Origin of the sequence: Actinomadura rifamycini DSM 43936, from assembly GCF_000425065.1 — a bacterium.
GTDB classification, from domain to species: Bacteria; Actinomycetota; Actinomycetes; order Streptosporangiales; family Streptosporangiaceae; genus Spirillospora; species Spirillospora rifamycini.
In genome coordinates this window covers 116,199-138,437 of record NZ_AULB01000017.1, presented here as the reverse complement: position 1 = coordinate 138,437, position 22,239 = coordinate 116,199, and the positions used below count along the sequence as shown (strand labels likewise).

Annotated in this window: 16 protein-coding genes and 1 other RNA gene; 5 read left to right on the top strand and 12 right to left on the bottom strand. The window is 72.0% G+C overall.

From position 1 onward, the window contains the following. From H505_RS0117695 to H505_RS0117685, 3 genes are all read right to left on the bottom strand, one after another. Positions 1-855 (bottom strand): SDR family NAD(P)-dependent oxidoreductase, encoded by an 855-nt coding sequence (locus tag H505_RS0117695; protein ID WP_026403064.1) that lies wholly within the window; start codon positions 853-855, stop codon positions 1-3. A 102-nt stretch (positions 856-957) separates the two neighbouring features. Further along, positions 958-1,875, bottom strand: a complete 918-nt coding sequence (locus tag H505_RS0117690) for an intradiol ring-cleavage dioxygenase (RefSeq protein WP_157433034.1) — start codon at positions 1,873-1,875, stop codon at positions 958-960. Between the two features lie 100 nt (positions 1,876-1,975). Further along, entirely contained in the window at positions 1,976-3,244 is a 1,269-nt protein-coding gene (locus H505_RS0117685) for a hypothetical protein (protein WP_157433033.1), read from the bottom strand. 245 nt (positions 3,245-3,489) lie between these two features. Here H505_RS0117685 and H505_RS0117680 point away from each other — a divergent pair, with 245 nt between their 5' ends. Then, positions 3,490-3,984, top strand: a complete 495-nt coding sequence (locus H505_RS0117680) for an MSMEG_6728 family protein (RefSeq protein WP_026403061.1) — start codon at positions 3,490-3,492, stop codon at positions 3,982-3,984. 248 nt (positions 3,985-4,232) lie between these two features. Here the strand turns inward: H505_RS0117680 and ssrA are convergent. From ssrA to ftsE, 6 genes are all read right to left on the bottom strand, one after another. Beyond that, positions 4,233-4,605, bottom strand: a transfer-messenger RNA (tmRNA) gene (gene ssrA / locus H505_RS48535). A gap of 293 nt (positions 4,606-4,898) precedes the next feature. Then, positions 4,899-6,815, bottom strand: coding sequence for a penicillin-binding transpeptidase domain-containing protein (locus H505_RS0117675; RefSeq protein ID WP_026403060.1), 1,917 nt, complete (start codon positions 6,813-6,815; stop codon positions 4,899-4,901). 3 nt (positions 6,816-6,818) lie between these two features. Then, positions 6,819-7,292, bottom strand: a complete 474-nt coding sequence (smpB, locus tag H505_RS0117670; protein WP_026403059.1) for an SsrA-binding protein SmpB — start codon at positions 7,290-7,292, stop codon at positions 6,819-6,821. Between the two features lie 4 nt (positions 7,293-7,296). After that, positions 7,297-8,457 (bottom strand): S41 family peptidase, encoded by a 1,161-nt coding sequence (locus tag H505_RS0117665; RefSeq protein WP_026403058.1) that lies wholly within the window; start codon positions 8,455-8,457, stop codon positions 7,297-7,299. Between the two features lie 44 nt (positions 8,458-8,501). Next, positions 8,502-9,407, bottom strand: a complete 906-nt coding sequence (gene ftsX / locus H505_RS0117660) for a permease-like cell division protein FtsX (RefSeq protein WP_026403057.1) — start codon at positions 9,405-9,407, stop codon at positions 8,502-8,504. A gap of 98 nt (positions 9,408-9,505) precedes the next feature. Beyond that, positions 9,506-10,195, bottom strand: coding sequence for a cell division ATP-binding protein FtsE (gene ftsE / locus H505_RS0117655; RefSeq protein WP_026403056.1), 690 nt, complete (start codon positions 10,193-10,195; stop codon positions 9,506-9,508). A gap of 375 nt (positions 10,196-10,570) precedes the next feature. Between ftsE and H505_RS0117650 the strand changes: the two genes are divergently transcribed. After that, positions 10,571-10,753, top strand: coding sequence for a hypothetical protein (locus H505_RS0117650; RefSeq protein WP_026403055.1), 183 nt, complete (start codon positions 10,571-10,573; stop codon positions 10,751-10,753). A gap of 81 nt (positions 10,754-10,834) precedes the next feature. Here H505_RS0117650 and H505_RS42555 read toward each other — a convergent pair whose 3' ends face one another. Then, positions 10,835-12,040: a DUF8094 domain-containing protein gene (locus H505_RS42555; RefSeq protein WP_051300814.1), complete on the bottom strand. Its 1,206-nt coding sequence runs from the start codon at positions 12,038-12,040 to the stop codon at positions 10,835-10,837. Positions 12,041-12,183: 143 nt separating this feature from the next. Here H505_RS42555 and prfB point away from each other — a divergent pair, with 143 nt between their 5' ends. Further along, positions 12,184-13,287 (top strand): peptide chain release factor 2, encoded by a 1,104-nt coding sequence (gene prfB / locus H505_RS0117640; protein ID WP_425248259.1) that lies wholly within the window; start codon positions 12,184-12,186, stop codon positions 13,285-13,287. 90 nt (positions 13,288-13,377) lie between these two features. Beyond that, positions 13,378-14,385 (top strand): DUF8094 domain-containing protein, encoded by a 1,008-nt coding sequence (locus H505_RS0117635; protein ID WP_051300813.1) that lies wholly within the window; start codon positions 13,378-13,380, stop codon positions 14,383-14,385. Positions 14,386-14,608: 223 nt separating this feature from the next. Here the strand turns inward: H505_RS0117635 and H505_RS0117630 are convergent, their stop codons facing one another. Continuing rightward, positions 14,609-19,465, bottom strand: coding sequence for an NAD-glutamate dehydrogenase (locus H505_RS0117630; protein WP_026403052.1), 4,857 nt, complete (start codon positions 19,463-19,465; stop codon positions 14,609-14,611). Positions 19,466-19,838: 373 nt separating this feature from the next. Next, on the bottom strand, positions 19,839-21,389 hold the full coding sequence (locus H505_RS42550) for a serine/threonine-protein kinase (RefSeq protein WP_034518389.1): 1,551 nt from the start codon (positions 21,387-21,389) through the stop codon (positions 19,839-19,841). Positions 21,390-21,638: 249 nt separating this feature from the next. Between H505_RS42550 and H505_RS0117620 the strand changes: the two genes are divergently transcribed. Then, on the top strand, positions 21,639-22,235 hold the full coding sequence (locus tag H505_RS0117620; protein WP_026403051.1) for a hypothetical protein: 597 nt from the start codon (positions 21,639-21,641) through the stop codon (positions 22,233-22,235). Positions 22,236-22,239 lie beyond the last annotated feature (4 nt).

Here is a 22,239-nt window from a genome sequence, read left to right as displayed (position 1 = left end):
CTAACGAAGCCCCACAAGGTGCGCCGAACGCTCCCAGACGTCCCGCGCCAGTGCCTCGTCCTTCAACGGCCCCGACGCCGGCGCACCCGGCACCGACCCGTGGAACTCCCCGCTCCGCGCGGCGAACTCGTCGTCCACCGCGAGCCGCAGCGCCGTCCGCGCCCCGCGCTCGGGCGTCCGCACCACCGGCGTGTGCGACAGCAGCGCGCCCAGCCGCTCCGCCCCCCACATCTCCCGCGACAGGTGCGTCGCGACGGGCCCCGGGCACATCGCGTTCGCCACCACCCCGCTGCCCTCCATCCGCCGCGCCAGCTCCTGCGCGAACAGGATGTTCAGCAGCTTGCTCCGGCCGTACACCCGCAGCGACCCCGGCCTCCCGTACGACCCCGGCTCCGCCAGCCGCTCCACGTCGAGCCGGTCGGCGAACCGGTGCGCCTCGCTCGCCACGATCACCACCCGCGACGGCGCCGCCTTCTCCAGATGCCCCAGCAGCAGGTTCGTCAGCAGGAACGGCCCCAGATGGTTCGTCGCGATCATCCGGTCGTACCCGTCCGCACTGACCTTCGCCCGCATCTGGTGGACCCCGGCGTTGTTCACCAGGACGTCCACCTGCTCGAAGCGCTCGCGCAACGACGCGGCCACCCGCCGCACGTCCATCAGCACCGACAGATCGGCCAGGAAGGTCTCCACCCGCGCCCCAGGCGCCTCCCCCGCCAGCTCCTCGACCGTCGCCCGCCCCCGCATCTCGTTGCGGCACACGATCCCCACCAGGAACCCCCGCCGCACCAGTCCGCGCGCGATCTCTTTCCCGATCCCGGACGTCCCCCCGGTCACGATCGCGATCTTGGTCTCCATGCCACCACCCCACCACCCGCCCACCCACCGGACAACCCCCTTGTGATAACGGACGAGAAATCCTCAACCGCACGCCCGCACCCCGCGGAAGATTCCGAGCCGTCACCGCGGGGGCGGGTTCCCCGGTCCGCCGCCGGGCGGGGGGCCGCCCGGGGGCCGGCCGCCGGGCGGGGGGCCGCCGGCGGACGGCTTCGTGCGGGTGTCGACGCCGACGGCGAGCGCCACGACGTACCCGCCGGCGCCGCCGGTCACCGTGGCCGTCTGCAGGGCTCCGCCGTCGTCCCCGAAGACGTTGTCGCCGTCCAGCGTCACCTGGGCCAGGGTCTTGACCGACTGCTCGTAGCCGGACTGCGCGTACACCTCGTCGCACACGTCCTTCGGCAAAGCCACCTGCGAGGTGGCGATGGCCTTGTCTGCGTCGGCAACGCTCGCCTGGTCGGGGTAGACCTCGAAGTGGACGTGCGGCCAGCGACCGGTGTAGCAGGCCGGGAAAATACTGGTGAACCGCACCTTCCCAGCCCCGTCGGCGATCTGGACGCCACGCAGGTAGTTCTCCTCCGTGACGCCCTCGGAGTACATGGAGTACCTGCCTTCACGGTCGCAGTGCCACACGTAGACGGCCACGCCCTCGAACGGCACCCCGCCCTGGGCAAGATCGGAAACGGTCAGCTCCAGCGTCATCGGAACGCCCTCGGCCGTCCCGGAGGGCCCGCCGAAACTCGACCGGATGTCGCTGCGGACGATCCCGCTCCGCTCCAGCACGTCCGGCCCGTTGGAGCCGTCCCCCGGATACGGCCCGGCGGTCTCGTCCGGGATCTCCTTCGCCGACGCGGCGGGCGTCCCGGAGGACGACACGTCCCCGCCGCCCCCGCACGCCGCCAGGCCCAGCCCCGCGACCCCGAGCCCCAGCAGGCCCAGCGCCCGCCGCCGACCGACCAGGGTGCCGAGATCGAACCCGAGCCCCTGATCGACGACGTCCTCCCCCGGCCGCACGAGCGGCCGCCCCTCGAACTCGTCCACGAACCCTCCACAGCGCAACGGCCTCAGTACAACCGCCAGTGTTCGCGGCGCCACTGAAAAGGTCCTTGCGACACGATGAGTTTTCTCTTTGCGGCTTCCCTCAGAACGGAGGGTCGTCGCTGTACCCGGCAGCCGTGTCGCCGATGTCCGGCACGGGGACGGGCGGCCAAACGCGGGCCGAGTGTTCGCCGAGGTTCCATGCGAGACGGTGCCGAACCCACCCGTCGGCCTCGGTCTCCTGCAGCTCGCGCAGTCGCGCGTGGAGATCGAGGAGTTCGAACCGTCCGACGGCTGCGACGCCGTGCGAGCGGAGCAGCGGATCCGCCTCCTCCAGGAGCCCGGCGACCGTTTCGGCGAGCAGGCGCCGCGGAGGCTCGTCCCGGTCGACGCCCATGAACGACGTCAGTTGGTAGGCCGCGAGCCTGCGGCGTTCGAGGTCGTCCGACGCCAGCTCCGACAGGACGTCGGCGAAGGTGACCCTTCGGAGCGCGCTGAGCGCGCCGAGGGCCCGCGGGGTGCGCGACCGGGCGTGCTCCTCGATATCGTCCGCGACCGCGTCGGCGTCGGGGAGGCTGCGCGGGTGCCTGTGCCGCTGCCACTTCAGCAGGTCCCAGAGGTCCGCCCGCACGCCGGGGTCCGGGTCGGCGGTCACGGCGGCCAGCAGCGCGTCCCACACGTGATCACCGAGCACCGGCAAGGCCGGCAGCGTCTCCCCGGCACGGGCGCGCCGCTCCGGGGACGGGTCGTCGGCGAGCACCCCGAGCAGTCCGCGCTCGTCCAGCGGGAGCCCCTCCCCGAACCAGCCGCCGTGGCGACCGGCGACGGCCTCGTCCAGCCACCGCTCATACCACGCGAGGAAGTCGGCGTCCTCGACGACGTACGGGCCGACCGGCCCCTCGTCGTCGAGGTTGACCAGCCGTCCTCGCGCCGGCCCGGTCACGACCAGACGGGTGACGAGAGAGCAGCCGTGCGTCGAGACGAGCACGGTGCCGCACAGGAAGTTCCGGTCCGGGCCCGGCGGATCCTCGTACCGCTCCTCCCAGTCGCCGTAGTAGCGCGGTCCCGGCAGGTACGGGCTGGGTCGCGCCAGGTGCCCGGACGGTCGTTTCGCGCAGCACGCGACGTCCAGTCGGCAGAACCGGTACCCCGGACCGGCGCCCTCGGCGCCCAGTTCGGTGATGAACAGCCGGTACTCCGGGGGAAGCGCCACCTCGTGCCGTTCTTCGTACTCGGCCACCGCGGCCTCCGGCAACGGCGGCCCGAGTTCGAACCGATGGTCTTCCGCACCGAAGACCGCCGGCGGTTCGGCCCGCGCCGCCGCCAGCTTGTCGGCGATCCGCCCCAACCGCACGCCATCAGGATCGGCCACGCGCCCACCTTATGGGCGCACGTCCCGAAAAAACGGTTCTCGCGCAAACGTGCACCCGCTGAAAGGGATCTGCACAGAGCGACGCGAATTCGTCGGCGACCACGCAGATGGCGTCGTTCAGCGCGTCCGTCCGAACGACGACCACGCGGACGACTTCCGCGGCCCGCGACCGGAGTAGGTGGGGCGCGACAGGTAAGGAACGGGAGTGCGGCGGGCGCATCGGGCGGACATCGGGAGGTGGAGCATTGCAGACCTTTCTCCCGTACGCGGACTTCGCCGCCACGGCCGCCGTCCTCGACCCGCGGAGGCTCGGGAAGCAGCGCGTCGAGGCGCTGCAGGTGCTGCGCGGGCTGACGGTGCCGGGGTACGGGTGGCGCAACCACCCGGCCGTCCGGATGTGGACGGGGTATGAGGAGGCGCTGGTCCGCTACGGCCTGGAGATCTGCCGGCACTGGTGCTCGCTCGGCCACCGGGACACGTGCGCCGCCTCGCTGACGTCCGACCTGGCGGGCGCCACGGGCATCGAGCGTCCGCTCGGCCAGGAGGCCCTCGCCGAAGCCGGGGCGCTACCGCCCTGGCTCGGCGACCCGAAACTGCACATCAGCCACCGGTCCGCGCTGATCCGCAAGGACCCCGACTTCTACCGGCCGCACTTCCCCCACGTACCCCCCGACCTGCCGTACTTCTGGCCCGACTCCGACCGCAAGAAGCACCACGACGACCGGCCGCACCGCCCCTGACCGCGCCTCGAATCATCGCTTCGCACGCCAGACTGGGGGCTTGCCTGACCTCGCCCGGGTACGGCGCACCATCATCGGCGGCATCCACGGCTGCTTCGACGAACTGCTACGCGCGAGCACACGGCGCCGCGCCGAGATGTGCACAGCCTGGCGCATGCCGGGCGCGCGGCCGATCCGGGCGGCCCTCGGCCCTCGCGGCAAAAACAGAACGGCCCGACCGGGTTCGGTTGGGCCGCATCTGCGATCTCTGGTGGAGGTGGCGGGAATCGAACCCGCGTCCTTCGATGATGAGTCAGGGCTTCTCCGGGTGCAGCCTGCTAGGCGGTTTCTCGGCCCCGGCGCTCACGCAGGCTAGTCGCCGACGGGCCCAGTCGCTGTTCGATTTCCCTTGCAACCCCGCGACCGGGCTGCAAGGTGGAGTCTCCTGATGATGTCAGGTCCCGGGGCGGAGACTCACCCGGGCTGACAGAGTTCGCTCCTCGCTCAGGCGGCGAGGGCGAACTCGGACTGCTTCTTGTTGGCAGTTATTGGTTTGCTGTCACAGGATTAACGAGGTCACGACAGCAACCCTCGACCCGCTTCTCCTGGCTCGATCGACCGAAGTCGAAGCCGGTCACCCCCATGTTGAGTTGTCAAAGCGGCCCGGGGGCCGCGCACTTGACGTTACTAGGATAACGCGTGGGCGGGCAACGTGATTCCCGGCGGACGCGTGAAACCCGGGCGGGCGCGTGGCGCCCGCCCGGGTTCGACCGGCAGGGTCGGGCCGGTCCGGACGGCAGAGCCTCCCCCGAGACGAGGCTCTGGTCTCATCACGGCGACTGAGTCCGCAACCCCCCAAGCGGTTTCTCAGTCATAGGGGAAGACGCTCGGGGGGCGGGCGTTGGTTGCGGTCCGGACGTAAACAGGTTCCAAAATCAGCCGAAGAAGGCTCCGGCGACCTGGGCGGCGTCCATCTGGCCCTCGATGGCGATGGCGACGGCGAGGTCGCCCTTGGAGCCGACGAACCACGAGACGTTCTTGGAGTTGCCGCCCTCGTTGTAGGTGGTGAAGGAGGTGACTCCAGCGACCTCGCTGTCGACGTGGGCGGCCTTGGCGGTGCCGTTCCGGGCGGAGTTGTCCAGGACCTCCTTGAGGTTCGCGATCGACTCCGACGGGAGGTTCTGGGCGGGCGCGCGCTGCTCGGCGTTCGGGACGTCGTTGCCCTTGAAGACGTACGGGGGACGCCAGGTGCCGGCCTGCGCGGCGGCGGCGACGAGGGCCATCGCCAGGGGGCTGACCTCGACGCCGCCCTCGCCGACCATCGTCGCGGCCTTCTCGCCCTCGTTGTCGGGGGACGACACCGCGCCGGTGAACGCGGGGACCTGCAGGCCCCAGTCCTGGCCGATGCCGAAGCGGGCCGCCTCGGCGAGGAGGGTCTTGCCGTCGATCTTGCCGCTCTGCTGGGCGAGGGCGGTCTTGCAGGACAGCGCGAGGTGGTTGGTGAACTTGCTGTCCTCGTACGCCTTCGTGGTGAAGTTCTTGCCGCCGACGGCGGTCGTGCCGGGGCAGGACGTCTCGGTGGCCGGGGTGAGGCCGCCGTGGGTGAACAGCGCCTGGGCGGAGACGATCTGGAACGTCATGCCGGGCGGGTAGTGGCCCTCGAACGCGCGGTTCTCGCCCTTCGTGCCGTGGTTGGAGACCGCGAGCACCTCGCCGGTGGCGGGCCGGACGGCCACGAGGGACGCCGGGAACGGCAGGCCGTTCAGGGCCTGGTCGGCGGCGACCTGGACGCCCGGGTCGAGCGTCGTCTGGACCTCCTTCGGCTGCTCGCCCGGCCAGCTCTTCAGCGTCGCGGTGCGCTGCCCGTTCGGGTCCTGCGCGACGACGCTGACGGTCGGGGTGCCGGCGAGGTTGCGCTGCATGAGCAGCTGGACGCCGCTGACGCCGATCGTGTCGCCCGGCTGGTAGGGGGCGCCGACCTCCTGCAGCCGGTCGGACGTCGCGGGGCCGAGCGTCCCGATCAGCTCCGGGGCGGCCTTCGGCGCGATCGGCGCGACGATGTCGCGGAACTCCAGGCCGGGGATGTTGCCGTGGAGCCGCTGGATCAGCCGGGCGTGGGTCGCGGCCTGCAGGGTCATCAGCGGCAGGAACTCCTGCGGCGGCGCGGACAGGACGCGGCCGTGGAGGCGTTCGGCGTCGAGCCGGCGGCCGCCGTCCATCTCGGTCGCCTTCGCGAGGGCGTCGAGGGTCTTCTTCGGGTCCTGCAGCTTGCCGGGGGTGACCCCGACCTGGTAAGCCCGGGCGGGGTTCAGCATCGACTTGCCGTTGGTGTCGGTGATCAGCGCGCGCTCGGGCTCCTCGCTGACCACCGCGAGCCGCTGCCCCGGCTGGAGCTTCGGGTTGATGATGGACGGGCTCCAGACGACCTTCCAGTGGCCGCCGACCCGCTTGAGGTTCATGTGGCCCTTGTACTCCCAGGGCCGCCCGTTCTCACCGAGGTCGATCTTCACGGAGAAGGACGCCTGCGCGGTGTCGCCCTCCTTGACGATCGCGGCGGCGTCGGGGTCGGCGCCGAGGACGCCGATCGACAGCCGCAGGGACGCCGCGTCGAGCTGGGCGCTCACCTTGCTGAGGGCGTCCGCGACCTGCTTCTCGTCGGCGCCCACGGTGTTGCCGGCGGCGGCCTCGTAGTTGCCGACCGACCAGGCGATCAGGAAGTCGCGGACGGCCGGCATCGCCGACCGCTCGGCGAAGCAGCCGGTGGTCAGGGACGCGACGAGGGCGCCGCACCCGGCCAGCGAGATGGCTCGGCGCCGGACGCTGCGCGTCCGGTCTCGGTTGGTCTTGGACACCCTTCACCGTCTCCTGAACCGGGCCGCCTGAGCACGCTGCATCTCCCGCTGGGCCTCCCGTTTGGCGATGGCCTGCCGCTTGTCGTAGGACTTCTTACCACGGCCCAGGCCGATCTCGACCTTGGCCTTGCCGTCCTTGAAGTAGAGCGAGAGCGGGACGAGGGTCCAGCCGGGGTCCGACGTCTTGTCGATGATCTTCTGGATCTCGCGCCGGTTCAGCAGCAGCTTCCGGCGGCGGCGCGGGGCGTGGTTCGTCCAGGTGCCCTGCGTGTACTCGGGGATGTGGACGTTCTCCAGCCACACCTCCCCGTCCCTGACCTGGGCGAAGCCGTCGACGAGGGAGGCGCGGCCCGCGCGGAGGGCTTTGACCTCGGTGCCCATCAGCACCATGCCCGCCTCCCAGGTGTCGTCGATGTGGTAGTCGTAGCGGGCCCGCTTGTTCTGGGCGATGAGCTTTCGCCCTGTGTCGCGTGACACGTGATCAGCCTCGGTCCTTGTCCGGCAGCGTCGCGTCCAGGCCGCGCAGCACCGTCCGGGCGCGCTGCTCGGCCGCTTCGGGAGGGCGGTCGGCGGAGACCGCCACGTCGGGGTCGATCCCGACACCGTCGAGGTTACGGCCGCTCGGGGTGCGGTAGCGACCGACGGTCAGCTCGATCGTCGAACCGTCGGAGAGCCCGATCGGCTCCTGCACCGACCCCTTGCCGTATGTACGTGATCCTACGAGGACCGCGCGGTCGCGGTCGCGCAGGGACCCGGCGACGATCTCCGCGGCGCTCGCCGTCCCGGCGTCGACGAGCACGACCAGCGGCGACTCCGCGTCCCCGGGGCGGTCGGCGGTGTAGCGGCGGGGCGGTTCGCCGCGCCGCTCGTAGGTGACGACCGGGCCGCCCGCGAGGAACGCCGACGCCGCCCCGACGGACTCCTCCAGCAGCCCGCCCGGGTTCCCGCGCAGGTCGAGGACGAACCCGGCGTCCGGCGCGGGCTCGACGGCGGCGCGGACGCGGTCGCCGGTGCCGCGGGTGAACGCGCCGACGCGGATCGTCCGGACGCCGCCGGGCCCGTCGGTCACGGTGACGTCGCCCTTGCCGACGGACGTCCGGACGAGCCGGAACGTACGGGCGCGGGAGCCGCGGGCCACGGTGAGGTCGACGGCGTCGCCCGCGGGGCCGCGCAGCGCGGCGGCGGTGCGGGCGAGGTCCCAGCCGGCGGTGGCGGCGCCGTCCACGGCGGTGACGACGTCGCCGGCGCGGACCCCGGCGCGCGCGGCCGCGCTCCCGGGCTGGACGCTCGCGACGCGGACCCGCGCGTCGCCGTCGGCGGCGCCGAGCCACAGCCCGACGCCGCTGTAGTGCCCGTTGAGGCGGCCCTCGACGTCGTCGTACCGGCGGGCCGGGTAGTAGCGGGCCCACGTGTCGCCGAGCCCGCGGAGCATGCCTTCGATCGCGTGCCGGTCGAGTTCGGCGCGTCCGACGGGGTGCGCCGCACTGCCGCCGATCTTGGCGGCGGCCTCGTCCAGGACGGACCCGTCGGCGACGGCGGCGTGCCGGTCGGGGCCCGGTCCGCTGACCGCGCCGAGACCGTACGCGCCGAGGACGGCGGACGCCATGACGGCACCGCGGAGCAGGCGACCGGACGGGAACATGCCGCAAGTCTAGAGTCGGGGCCGGTGCGGGCCCGGCGTTCCGCTCAGATCCGCAGGTACCGCCGCAGGGTCAGGAAGGAGGCGATCGCACAGAGCAGGACGCCGAAGCAGATCGACACCACGATGACCGAGAGGACGGTGCCCCAGCCGAGCGTGCTGATGAGCTGGATGTCGTCGGCGAGCCGGTCGAGCAGCAGGAACTTGCTCATCACGAGCAGGATCGAGGCGAACAGGCCGCCGATCAGGCCGGCGATGGCGCCCTCCAGGATGAAGGGCAGCTGGATATAGGTGTTGGAGGCGCCGACGAGCCGCATGATGCCGGTCTCCCTGCGCCGGTTGAACGCCGACAGCCGGACGGTGTTGCCGACCAGCAGCACCGAGGCGACGACCTGGATCAGCGCGATCACCAGGGCGCCCCACTGCAGCGCGTTCAGGATGCCGAAGAACCGGTCGAGGATCTCCTGCTCGTTGATCACCGTGTCCACGCCGGGGCGGCTCTGCACGGCTTCGGCGACGGACTTGTACTCTTCGGCGTTCTTGAGCTTGACGCGGAAGGAGTCGGGGATGTCGCCCTCGCGGGTGCTCTCCACGAAGCCGGGCGAGCCCGCGTAGCGCTCCTTGAAGCGCTGGTACGCCTCCTGCCGGCTCTCGTAGGTGACCTCCGAGACCTCGGACATGCCCTTGAGCTGCTGCTCGAGCTGCTTGCGCTGGTCCTCGGTGACGTCCTGCCCCTGGCAGGCGGGGTTCGAGCTGGTCTTCGCGCACAGGAAGATCGAGACTTCGATCTTGTCCTGCCAGTAGCTCTTGGAGGCGGAGACCTCGGCGCGGATGAGCAGGCCGGTGCCGAAGAGCGCCATGGCGATGGCGACCGTGATGATGAGGGAGATCGTCATCGTCAGGTTCCGGCGGAGACCGATCCAGATCTCCTGGAGAACGAACTGTACGCGCATGCCTCGCTGTCCTTGGTCGCCTGTCGTCGTCCCGGCTGTCTTCGCGGTGGCGGGAACGGGTGGTTCGGATGGGAGCCGTCAGTGGGCCGGGCCGGTCCTCAGTAAGCCTGGCCGTAGACGCCGCGGGACTGGTCGCGGACGACCCGTCCGTCCTCGAGCTCGACGACGCGCTTGCGGAAGGCGTCGACGATCGCGGCGTCGTGGGTGGCCATGACGACGGTGGTGCCGGTCCGGTTGATGCGGTCCAGCACCTTCATGATTCCGATGGAGGTGGCCGGGTCGATGTTGCCCGTCGGCTCGTCCGCCAGCAGGATCATCGGCCGGTTGACGAACGCGCGCGCGATGGCGACGCGCTGCTGCTCGCCGCCGGACAGCTCGTGCGGCATCCGGTGGGCCTTGCCCTCGAGGCCGACCAGGTCGATGACCTCGGGCACGACCTTGCCGATGAAGCGCCGCGGCTTGCCGATCACTTCGAGGGCGAACGCGACGTTCTCGAAGACGTTCTTGTTGGGGAGCAACCGGAAGTCCTGGAAGACGCAGCCGATGCGGCGGCGCAGGTGCGGCACCTTCCAGTTGCTCAGTCTGTTGAGGTCCTTGCCCGCCACGTGCACGTGACCCTGGGAAGGACGCTCCTCCTTGAGGATGAGTCGCAGGAAGGTCGACTTACCGGAGCCGGACGGGCCGACCAGGAACAGGAACTCGCCCTTGTCGATGGCGACGTTCACGTGCTGGAGGGCGGGCCGGTTCTGGCTCCGATAGACCTTGGTGACGTTGTCGAAATTGATCACGGCTGCATCACGGCGGTTCAGTCTAGGGGTTGGGGAGCGGCCCGACCTGCGGCGGCGGACGTGGTCCGCCGCGTTCGGCCTGCGCCGCCCGGCTCTGCGGCCGGACGGGCCGTGGAGCCTGCGAGCAGTGTAGAGGGGACAGTCAACTACCTCGTCCCACTCGACGTGGTGGTGATGACGCGGTGGGAATGACCGGGCCCGCACTGTGCGGGCTCCGGGGTCGCCCCCGGGTGGTTCGTACCGTTCAAGATTCCGGACTTGCCGGACCGACCATACAGTCCGGCTAGGCTGGATGATGGGAAAGATGCCTAATAAGTCGGTGATCGACGCATCCGCACGGACCCGCGTGCCGAGCACGGAGATGGGGGCCACACCATGAGCTGCGAAGATCTGATCTGCGCCCGCTGCTCGAACCCGGTCGTCGAGGGACGCTGCCCGACCTGCAGGATCGCCCGTTCCCAGATGCACCGGCACGGGCCGTCGCTGCCTCCGACCCTCGTCCTCGCCGTGCTGGTCGCGCTGCTGTTCGTGGCGCTCGTGCTACAGCGCGTGTACTGAGGGCTCTGAGAGGCTTCTCACCAACTCGGCGTTCGGGAACCCTGGCCGTCCGCAAATCTGGACGAACCAGGACGAACGGCATCAGTTCTTCTTCAGCGGCGGGGTGTTCGCGCGGGTGACGGCCCCGCTGTCGGCGATGACCCGCGCCCTGGCCGCCGCGGACCCGCGGTCGCCGTCCTTCTCCCCGTCCTTCTCCCCGGACGGACGGTCGCCGCTCGGCCCCGCGCTCCCGCTCGGGCTCGCGCTCGGCGACGGCTCACCCGAAGCGCCGTCCCCGCTCCCGCCGTCCCCCTCGTCCCCGCCGTCCTCGCGGGGCGGGTCGTAGGCGGCGAAGTGCAGCGTCGACGCCGTGTCGACCCTGTTCCCCTCGACGGTCCCGTCGAGCAGGTGCTCCGCCTCGGCCGGGATCTCGGGGCGGGGCGCCTCCGGATCGTCGGCGGCGGCCTCGGAGATGAGCGACACGTTGCGGAACAGCGAGTAGATGATCAGCCCGCCGCCGTCCTCGGTGCGCAGCCCGAAGTAGGGGAACGACGTCGCCGTCGGGACGACCGTCATCGTCAGGTCGTCCTCCTCGGCGCTCTCCTTCGCCTTCTCGGCGCGCTCGTAGTAGCCGCTCGTGCGCGAGCCGGCCTCCATGACCTTGGCGGCGACGCTGCCGTCGCCCTCGGCCGCCATCGTCGCGTGGATGCCGCCCATCTCCTGCGGCCGGATCAGGACGGACGTGTCGTCGCTGCGCAGCGCCTCCGCGTAGCCGTCGTCGTCGACCGCGACCGCGGGGACGTCGGCGTCCCGGTCGAGGACGACGACGTTCGTCAGCGACCAGCGGCGGTCGGCCCCCCGCAGGATGAACGACATCAGCACGCGGCGCCGGCTGCCGGACTCGCCCGCGACCGAGCGGTCCACGGACGCCACGAACCACTGCGGGTAGCCGCCCCCGCGCAGCTTCGGGACGTACAGTTCGGGCTTGCCGTAGTGGAAGCGGCGCACCGGGTCGCCGTCGTAGGCGGCCTTGCGGAACTCGGCGGCGGTGAGCTGGGACTGCCCGTCGGACGTCCAGGTCAGCGCGAGCCGCTCGTCGCCCGCGGCGCGCGCCACGTCCTCGTTGATGACATAGGTACGGAAGGTGTCCTTCGCGACCTGCGGGGTGAGGTCGACCGGTTCGGGCGGCGAGGGCGTGGGCATGGCCGCGGTCGGCCGCACCTCCGGCGCGCTCTGCTGAGCGCAGCCCGCGGCGGCCACCGGCACCAGCAGCATGACGGCCGCCAGCGCGCGCGCGATCGTGTGCAAGACTCCGTCCCCCGGACCCGATGTCCGCCCTGACGCTCAGGGCGTCCGGCAGGATTTCCCGTTCGCCGATTCTGCCACCCAGGGTATGGGGCGGGCGCCCCCGGCACTGCCGGGACGGCGATAAGCTCGGAAGCGTGGCAGGCATGGAACCGGAAGAGCGACTCAAGGAGCTCGGCGCGACCCTGTCCGGCATCGAGCAGGTGCTGGACCTCGACGGCATGCGACGCGACATCGCTGAGCTGCGCGAGCAGTCCGCCGACCCCGACCTGTGGAACGACCAGGAGCGCGCCCAGTCGGTGACCCGCCGCCTGTCGTACCTGGAGAGCGAGCTGGGCAAGGTGGAGGGCCTGCGGCAGCGTCTCGACGACGCCGCGACCCTGTACGAGATGGCCGCCGAGATGGACGACGCCGACACGCGCGCGGAGGCCGACGGGGAGCTGGAGGAGCTGGGGAAGGCCGTCCAGCAGCTCGAGGTCCGGACGCTCATGTCGGGCGAGTACGACGCCCGCGAGGCGCTCGTCACGATCAACGCGCAGGCCGGCGGCGTCGACGCGGCCGACTGGGCGGAGCAGCTCCAGCGCATGTACCTGCGGTGGGCCGAGCGGCACGGCTACCCGACCGAGGTCTACGAGACGTCCTACGCCGAAGAGGCCGGGATCAAGTCGACGACGTTCACGGTCAAGGCGCCCTACGCGTACGGGACGCTGCGCGGCGAGCACGGCACGCACCGGCTCGTCCGCATCTCCCCGTTCGACAACCAGGGCCGCCGGCAGACGTCGTTCGCCGGGCTCGACGTCGTCCCGGTCGTGGAGCAGAGCGACCACGTCGAGATCGACGAGAACGACCTGCGGATCGACGTGTACCGGTCGTCCGGTCCGGGTGGGCAGGGCGTCAACACGACCGACTCCGCGGTCCGGATCACGCACCTCCCGACGGGCATCGTGGTGTCCTGCCAGAACGAGCGGAGCCAGCTGCAGAACCGGGCGACGGCGATGAACGTCCTGCAGGCGAAGCTGCTGGAGCGCAAGCGGCAGGAGGAGGCGGAGAAGATGTCCGCCCTGCGCGGCGAGGGCACGAGCAGCTGGGGCACGCAGATCCGCAACTACGTCCTGCACCCGTACCAGATCGTCAAGGACCTCCGCACGGGCGTCGAGGCGGGCAACCCGTCGTCCGTCCTGGACGGCGACATCGACGAGTTCATCGAGGCGGAGATCCGCTGGATGCGGCAGCAGGAAGCCGAAGCCTGATCTTTTTTCCCGCGTTCGCGGAGTGATCAGGTGGTCACTCTGCGATGATTCCGGGTGGACTCAGCTCGCCGATTCCACCCGGGGGACCGTATGGCCGCACGCACACCCGCACGTCCGCACGCGCGCTCGCGTCCGGTCGCGGCCGCGCTGGCGGTGCCCTGCCTGCTCGGCGGCGCCGCCGCGGGATGCGGCGGGGGCCCGTCCGGCGGGTCCGCCGGGTCGGACGCGCCGCCCGCGCTGAGCCGGGCGGAGGCGGAGCGGGTGCTGAAGTCCTACACCGCCGGCGCCGACCGGGCCGGGCAGAAGCTGAACGCCCGGGCGCTGACCGCGATCGAGACCGATCCGCAGCTGTCCATGGACGCGGCGATGTTCCGGAAGTACCGGGCGCTCCGCCAGCGGCCGCCGAAGCTCGGCTTCGCGAAGACCACCTTCTTCATCCCGCGGCTCCAGGGCCACCCGCGCTGGTTCGCGGTCGGCGCCGGAGGCGGCGGAGGGCAGGGCGCGCGGCCGCACGCGATGCTTTTCACGCAGGAGAAGGCGGGCGGGCCGTGGCTGCTGGCCGCCGACCCGGCCCCCGGTGACGGCGCGCTGGAGCGGGTCGAGCTGGACGACCAGGGGTTCGCCGAATCGGTCGCGCCGGAGGCGGACGGGCTGGCGGTGACGCCCGCGGGGCTTCCGAAGGCGCACGCGGCGCTGATGACGAGCGGCCCGGACGCGTCCGGCGCCGCGGCGTTCGCGGACGGGCCCACCACCGGCCGCGCGTACCAGGCGCTGCAGCAGGTCACGGAGTCGCTCGCCGGGCAGGGCGTCCGGCTGTCGTCGACGTTCGCGCCGGCGCCCTACCGGGTGCACGCGCTGCGCACGAAGGACGGCGGCGCGCTCGTCTGGTACGCGATGAAGCAGCGGGAGGCATACTCCGCCGCAAAACGGGGCAGCCTGGCGGTAAGCGGTGATCTCGTCGGGCTCGCCCCGGCCAGGTCGGTCAGGACACGCCTGAAGACGACGGTGCTCACGCAGTACCTCGCCGTCGTTCCGCCGGACGGCCGCGCCATGGTCGCCGGCGTCTACCGCAAGGCCGTCGCCGCCAAGGGAGCCTGAAGCCACGGGCCCCCCGAACGCGGGGGCCGTCCCGCCGCGCACGGCGCCGAACCGCGCGCGGCCACCGTACTCCGTCGGGTGCCGGGCCGTCCCGCTCTTCCCGACCGCTGCAGCGGGAGCGGTCCGGCACCCGGCGGGTCCTTCGATTGTGCCGCGCGCGCCGTCCCGTTCCCCGGTACGGGGGACGGGACGGCGCGTCACGGCGCCCGCTGGGCCGGGGCGGTCACGCCTCGGCGGGCGGCAGGGAACTGCTGGTGACGAGCGTGCGGACCGACCGCAGCGCCACCGACAGCGTCGCGAGGTCGAAACTGTCGCTCTCCCAGATCTCGCCGAGCATCTGCTGGGCGCGGTCCACCGCCGTCTTGTTCTTCTCCGCCCAGTGCACCAGCCGCTCCTCCGGCCGCCCGCCGGGCTCGCTCGTCACCAGGACGTCCCGGGTGAGGGCCGAGTGCGCCGTGTACAGGTCGTCGCGCAAAGCCGACCGCGCCATCGAGCGCCACCGGTCGTCGCGGGGCAGCGCGATGATCCGCTCCCGCAGCCGGGACAGCTGGAGCCGCTCGGCGAGGTCGAAGTACACCTCCGCGACCTCCTCGACCGGACGTCCCGTCTCGTGCGCGATCCCCACCAGGTCGAACGTGCTGTAGGCGGCGACGAGCATCGCGCACTGCTCCGCCAGCTCGCCGGGGACGCCCCGCTCGGCGAACCCGTCGCGGCGCTGCTCGAACGCCGCGAGGTCCTGCCCGGCGAGCAGCTTGGGCAGCTGCGCGCTGAGCGTCGCGGCGCCGCCGGCGAAGAAGTCGACCGTCTCCCGGATGTCGAACGGGGGCCGCCGGTTGTGCAGCAGCCAGCGGGCGCCGCGCTCGGTCAGCTTCCGCGCCTCCAGCAGCATCGCGACCTGCGTGGACTGGTCGACCTGCCGCGACAGGCCCTCCACCGACCGCCAGAACTTCGGCATCTCGAACACGTCCCGGGCCACCAGGTAGGCGCGGGCGATGTCGGACGACGACGCGCCCGTCTCCTCGTTCATCCGGAAGACGAACGACGAGCCGGAGTTGTTGACCAGGTCGTTCACCACCGCCGTGGTGATGATCTGGCGGCGCAGCGGGTGCCGGTCCATGTGCGGGCGGAACCGCTCGCGCAGCGGCGTCGGGAAGTAGTCGACGAGCCACGACTCCAGGTACGGGTCGTCGGCCAGGTCGGACTGGACGATCTCGGCGTCCAGCGTCAGCTTCGCGTACGCCAGCAGCACCGAGAACTCGGGGCCGGTCAGCCCCAGCCCGGACTGCCGCCGCTCCGCGATCGCCTTGTGGCCCGGCAGGAACTCCAGGTGCCGGTTCAGCCGCCCGTCCCGCTCCAGCTTCCGCATGTGCCGGGCGTGGACGTGCAGCATCGCCGGGGCCTGCGCGCGGGACGCCGCGAGCACCACGTTCTGCGCGTAGTTGTCGCGCAGCACGAGCCGTCCGACCTCGTCGGTCATCTCGTACAGCAGGGCGTCGCGCTGCTTGCCGGTCAGCTCCCCGTCGCGGACCGCCTGGTCCAGCAGGATCTTGATGTTGACTTCGTGGTCGGAGGTGTCGACGCCGGCGGAGTTGTCGATGAAGTCGGTGTTGACCAGGCCGCCCTGCCCGTCCGCGCCGCTGCGCGCGTACTCGATCCGGGCGAGCTGCGTCAGGCCCAGGTTGCCGCCCTCGCCGACGACGCGGCAGCGCAGCTCCCCGCCGTCGACCCGCACCGGGTCGTTCGCCTTGTCGCCGACCGCGTCGTTCGTCTCCAGCGAGCCCTTGACGTACGTGCCGATCCCGCCGTTCCACAGCAGGTCGACCGGGGCCCGCAGGATCGCCCGGATCAGCTCGTACGGGGTGAGCGCGGCGACGCCCTCGTCGATGCCGAGCGCCGCCCGCACCGGCGGGGTGATCTTGATCGACTTCGCGGTCCGCGGGAAGACGCCGCCGCCCTTGGAGATCAGCGACGCGTCGTAGTCGGCCCACGTGCTGCGCGGCAGCTCGAACAGGCGCCGCCGCTCCGCGAACGACGCCGCCGCGTCCGGGGCGGGGTCGAGGAAGATGTGCCGGTGGTCGAACGCCGCGACCAGCCGGATGTGCTCCGACAGCAGCATCCCGTTGCCGAACACGTCACCGGACATGTCGCCGATCCCGACGACCGTGAAGTCCTCGGCCTGCGTGTCCTTGCCCAGCGTCCGGAAGTGGTACTTCACCGACTCCCAGGCGCCGCGCGCCGTGATGCCCATCGCCTTGTGGTCGTAGCCGACGGACCCGCCGGACGCGAACGCGTCCCCGAGCCAGAACCCGTACTCGGCGGCGACCCCGTTCGCGATGTCGGAGAACGTCGCGGTGCCCTTGTCGGCCGCGACGACGAGGTAGGTGTCGTCCCCGTCGTGCCGCACGACGTCCGGCGGCGGCACCACCTTGCCGTCCACCAGGTTGTCGGTGACGTCGAGCAGGCCCGAGATGAAGTCCTTGTAGCAGGCGACGCCCGCCTTCTGCCACGCCTCCCGGTCCGCGGCCGGGTCGGGGAGCTGCTTGCCGACGAACCCGCCCTTCGCGCCCGCCGGGACGATCACCGTGTTCTTCACGGCCTGCGCCTTCACCAGGCCGAGGATCTCGGTGCGGAAGTCCTCGCGGCGGTCCGACCAGCGCAGCCCGCCGCGCGCCACCGCGCCGTACCGCAGGTGCACGCCCTCGACCGACGGCGAGTACACGAAGATCTCGTACATCGGGCGCGGCTCCGGCAGGTCCGGGATGCGCGCCGGGTCCAGCTTCAGCGACAGGTACGGCTTGTGCTGGTAGTGGTTCGTGCGCAGCGTCGCCTGGATCATCGCGAGGTACGCGCGCAGGATCCGGTCCTCGTCGAGGCTCGCGACCTCGTCGAGCTTGCCCTGCAGCTCCTCGGTGATGCCGAGGCTGCGCTCGCTCTCCCCGCCCGCCAGGGCCGGGTCGAAGCGGCTCTCCCACAGCCGCACCAGCAGCCGCGTGATCTGCGCGTTCCGCAGCAGCACCTGCTCGACGTAGCGCTTGGAGAACGACGTGCCCGCCTGCCGCTGGTACATCGCGTACGCGCGCAGGATCATCGCCTGCCGGAAGCTCAGCCCCACGTGCAGGACGAGCGCGTTGAACCCGTCGTTCTCGATCTCGCCGCGCCACAGGGCGCGGAAGGCGTCCTGGAACAGCTCCTTGACCGACTCCTCGGACACGTCGGCGGACGGCGCGTACCGCAGCCCCAGGTCGTAGATCCAGCACCGGCGGCCGTCCGCGGTGCCGATCTCGTAGGGGCGCTCGTCGATGACCTCCACGCCCATGTTCTGCAGCAGCGGCAGCACCCGCGACAGCGAGATCGGCTCGCCCAGCCGGTAGATCTTCAGCCGCCGCTCGCCGTGCCCCGCGCCGAACGGCTCGTACAGGTTGATGGACGTGTCGGCGTCGGGGCCGAGCTCCTCCAGGAACCGCAGGTCGGCGACCGCCGTGCGGGCCGGGAAGTCCGCCTTGTAGCCCTCAGGGAACGCGTCGGCGTACCGCCGCGACAGCGTCCCCGACCGCTCCTCGCCGAACTGCTCGAGGACCGCGTCCGCCAGGTCGTCCGCCCACGACCGGGTCGCCGCCGCGAGCCGCGCCTCCAGGTCGTCCGCGTCGACGTCCGGCAGCGGACGGCCGCGCTCGCCCCGCACGACCACGTGCAGGCGCGCCAGGAGGGACTCGGTGACGTTCGCGCTGTAGTCGACGCTGACGCCCTCGAACGCCTCCTTCAGGATCGCCTGGATGCGCAGCCGCACCTTCGTCGTGTACCGGTCGCGCGGCAGGTAAACCATGCACGACATGAACCGGCCGTACATGTCCTTGCGGAGGAACAGCCTCAACTGGCGCCGCTCCCGCAGCCGCAGCACCCCGAGCGCGATGCCCAGCAGGTCGGCCACGGAGATCTGGAACAGCTCGTCGCGCGGGTAGCCCTCCAGCACCTCGATGAGGTCCTGCCCGTCGTAGCTGTCGGCCGGGAACCCGGACCGCTCCAACACCTCGTCGCGCTTGCGTTTCAAGACCGGGACGTGCGCGATCGACTCGCTGTACGCGACGTGCGTGAACAGGCCGAGGAACCGGCGCTCCCCCACCACCTCGCCGGACGCGTCGAACTTCTTCACCCCGATGTAGTCGAGGTACAGCGGGCGGTGGACGGTCGAACGCGAGTTCGCCTTCGTCAGCACCAGCAGCCGCTTCTCCGTCGCCTTCTCCCGCACCTCGGGCGGCAGCGCGGCGAAGCTGCGGGACTCGCGCGTGTCGTCGCGGAGGATGCCGAGCCCGGTCCCGGGCTCGGGCCGCAGCGCCGTCCCGTCCTCGACCAGCGTGTAGTCGCGGTAGCCGAGGAAGGTGAAGTGCCCGTCGACCAGCCAGTCGAGCAGCTCGACGCCCTCGGCGAGCTCCTTGTCCGGCAGCGCGGGCCCGTCCCCGCGGACCGCGTCGGCGATCTCCCGCGCGCGCGCCCGCATCTTGGGCCCGTCCTCGAACGCGACCCGCACGTCCTGCAGGACCCGCAGGAGGTCCTTCTCGAGCGTCTCCAGCGTCGCGCGGTCGCTCGTCCGGTCGATCTCGATGTGCATCCACGACTCGTCGATGTCGGTGGAGTCGTCGAGCTTCGCGCGGAACCCGTGCAGGTGGCCCGCGACGTCCCGGTCGACGCCGAGCAGCGGGTGCACGACCAGGTGCACCGCGTGCTGGTGCCGGTTCAGCTCCATCGTCACCGAGTCGACGAGGAACGGCATGTCGTCGGTGACCACCTGCACGACCGTGTGCCCCGGGTCCCAGCCGTGCTCCTCGACCGTCGGCGTGAAGACCCGCACCTTCGGGCGCCCCTGCGGCCGCTCCTCGCCGAGCAGCCGGTGCGCCATCGCCGGGCCGCAGATGTCGGCCGGATCCCGTTCCAGGAGGTCCTCCGGCGCGACGTGCCGGTAGTAGAGCCGGAGGTACGCGACGGCCTCCTCGACGTCGCCCCCGCCGGTCCCCGGCCGCTGGACGCACCTCTCGGCGGCCCTGCGTATGAGATCGTCCTTCGCCTGGTCGAGCTTGCCGCCCATCAAAAAACTCCCCTTAGAGACTCCGCCACCCCGTTGTGGCGCTCCTCACGCGCCAGCGTAGCCAGGAAAACACCCCAAAGTTGACCTGCCAACCCGTTACGCGGACGTGGCTTTTCCCACGTGCTCGCGGGAGGGTCCGCCGGCAGGGGCTCGGGGTGCCGTCCGTCTCCGGCGCCCGCGTGCGGTCACGGGGCGCCGCTCCGGCACCGCCGGGGGCTCGCCGCGCGGTCAGATTCTCGCAAGACCGAATCCGGTTCCGCATGCGATCACGGGGATTGGGAGGGACGCGGGGATCGGGCTGGACGCGGGGAGCGGGAGGGACGGGCGCGCGGCCGGACGGTCGGGGCGCGCGCCCGCGGGGAGCGGTACGCGGTCAGGCGCCGGCGTCGGCGCCGCCCGTGCCGCCGGTGGGCTCGCCCCCGTCGGGCGGCGGCTCCTCGCCGTCCGGGGGCGGCTCGTCCCCGCCGGGGTCGCCGCTGGGCGGCGGCCCGCTGGTGGTGGGCGAGCCGGTGGGGGTGTCGGACTCCGTCGGGTCGGGGGACGCGCTGTCGCTGGGGCTCGGGGAGCCCGACATGCTCGGTGAGCCCTCGTAGGACGGGTCGTAGGACGGGTCGGGCGTGTAGTCCGGGGTGTCGGAGACCGGGTCGTCCGGCGCCGTGGTCGTCGGGACCGTCAGCGACGGGGTGCCGCTGTCCGACATCGGCGGGACGGTCGGGTCCCCGACGTGCTCGCCGGCCTTGCCCTTCTCCCCCGAGCTGAAGATCATCACCGAGGACACGACCACGATCGCGACGAGCACCGCGGCGACGCCCGCCAGCGCGGCCGAGCGGCCCGAGCTCTCGACGAGCTGCCGCAGCGTGGGACGTCCGCCGCCACCGCCGGGCCGGGTGGCGGAGAGGGCCGCGGCGGGGACGGCCTGCGTGCGGTCGAGGTCGCCCGTCCGGACCGGGTCGTCCGCGGCGGCGGCCGCCGGCGCCTCGTCGAAGCCCTCGGCGAAGTCCTCGGCGAAGTTTTCGTCGAGGGCCTCGGCGGCGCGGACGGACCCGGCCGCGAGCATCGCGGTCGCCTCGGGGTCGTCGGTGTCGTCCGGGACGGCGACCGGGACGGGGGCGGCGGCCTCCTCGTGGCCGAGCAGCCGCATCAGCACCTGCCGGGCCGTGGGCCGCAGCTCCGGCTCCTTGCGCAGGCAGTCGGCGACGAGGTCGCGCAGGGCGCCCTCCAGGCCGCCGAGGTCGGGCTCCTCGTGCAGGATCCGGTTGATCACCGCGGGGATGGTGTCCTGCCCGAACGGCGGCTCGCCCGTCGCGGCGAACACCAGCGTGGCCGCCCAGCAGAAGACGTCCGAGGGGGCGCCGATCTCGTCGCCGCCGATCTGCTCGGGCGACATGTACGACGGGGTGCCGATCACCCGGCTGGTCAGCGTGGTGCTGCCCGCCATCGCCCGCGCGACGCCGAAGTCGATCACGCGGGGGCCGTCCGGGCCGAGCAGGACGTTGTGCGGCTTGAAGTCGCGGTGGATGATCTTCGCCTGGTGGATCGCGGCGAGCGCCGTCGCGGTGCCGACCGCCAGCCGGTCGAGGGCCGCGCCCTCCAGCGGACCGTCCTTGGTGACGTGCTGGTTCAGCGACGGGCCCGGCACGTACTCGCTGACGATGTACGGGCGCTCGCCGGTCGCGTCCGCGTCGATCACCTGCGCGGTGCAGAACGGCGCGACCTGCTTGGCGACGTCGAGCTCGCGCAGGAACCGGGCGCGCGCCTTGTCGTCCTCCTCGAGCTCGGCGTGCAGGAGCTTGATCGCCACCTGCCGTCCGTCCTCGTCCTCGCCGAGGTAGACCGTGCCCTGCCCGCCTTCGCCCACCCGGCCGATCAGGGCGTAGGAACCAAGCCGCTCCGGATCCCCGGATCGCAGCGCCCCAATCTCCATGCGTGGAACCGTCCCTCTCCTGATCGCCCGGGTCGAGCGGACCACCGGCCGATCGTCGCGGGCCGGCGCTGTGCGTGTCAGTGTGACGTCCGAGTCGTGCGGGGGGTTCACCCGGCCATCAGGCCATACGGTGCGTTCTGACCCAGTGCTTCCGATCGGACACGTATGAGCAGGCTCTTACCTTAGTGCCGAACACCGACGGACCGCGAGATCATTCGCCGTCCGATCCGCATCCGCGAGACTGGTCCCATGTCCTTCCTGCACGGCCGCCGGGTCCGCACCCGCAACGAGATCATGGAAGCGCACGGGCTCGGCCGCAGCACCCTGGAGAAGTGGTACCGGGAACGCGCGTCCAACGGGCACCCGGAGCCCGCGGGGAAGGTCGGCGCGCAACTCGCCTGGGACGCCGACGCGTGGGACCGCTGGTACGCGGCGCGCGAAGCCCCGGCCGTCCCGTCCGGCCTGGCGACCCGCGACGACCTCGCCGCCCGGCACGGCCTCAGCCGCCACCGCCTCAAGCAGCTCTGGGCGGACCGCGCCGCCAACGGCCACCCCGAGCCCGCCCGCCGCGCCGGCAAGGCCCTCTACTGGGACGAGGCCGAGTGGGCGGCCTGGTACGCGGCGCTCGCCGAACGGCCGCCCGCCGAGGACCCGGACGACCTCGTCACCCTCGCCGAGGCCGCCCGCATCCTCGGCCTCGCCCCGACGAGCGTCACCGTGTACGCGAAGCGCCCGCCCGCCGGCTGGCCCGAGCCCGCCCGCACCGAACCCCTCGCGGGCGGCCGCGTCCGCCGCCTCTACCGCCGCCGCGACGTCCGGTCCTACGCCGCCCGCCGCGCCCGCTGACCTC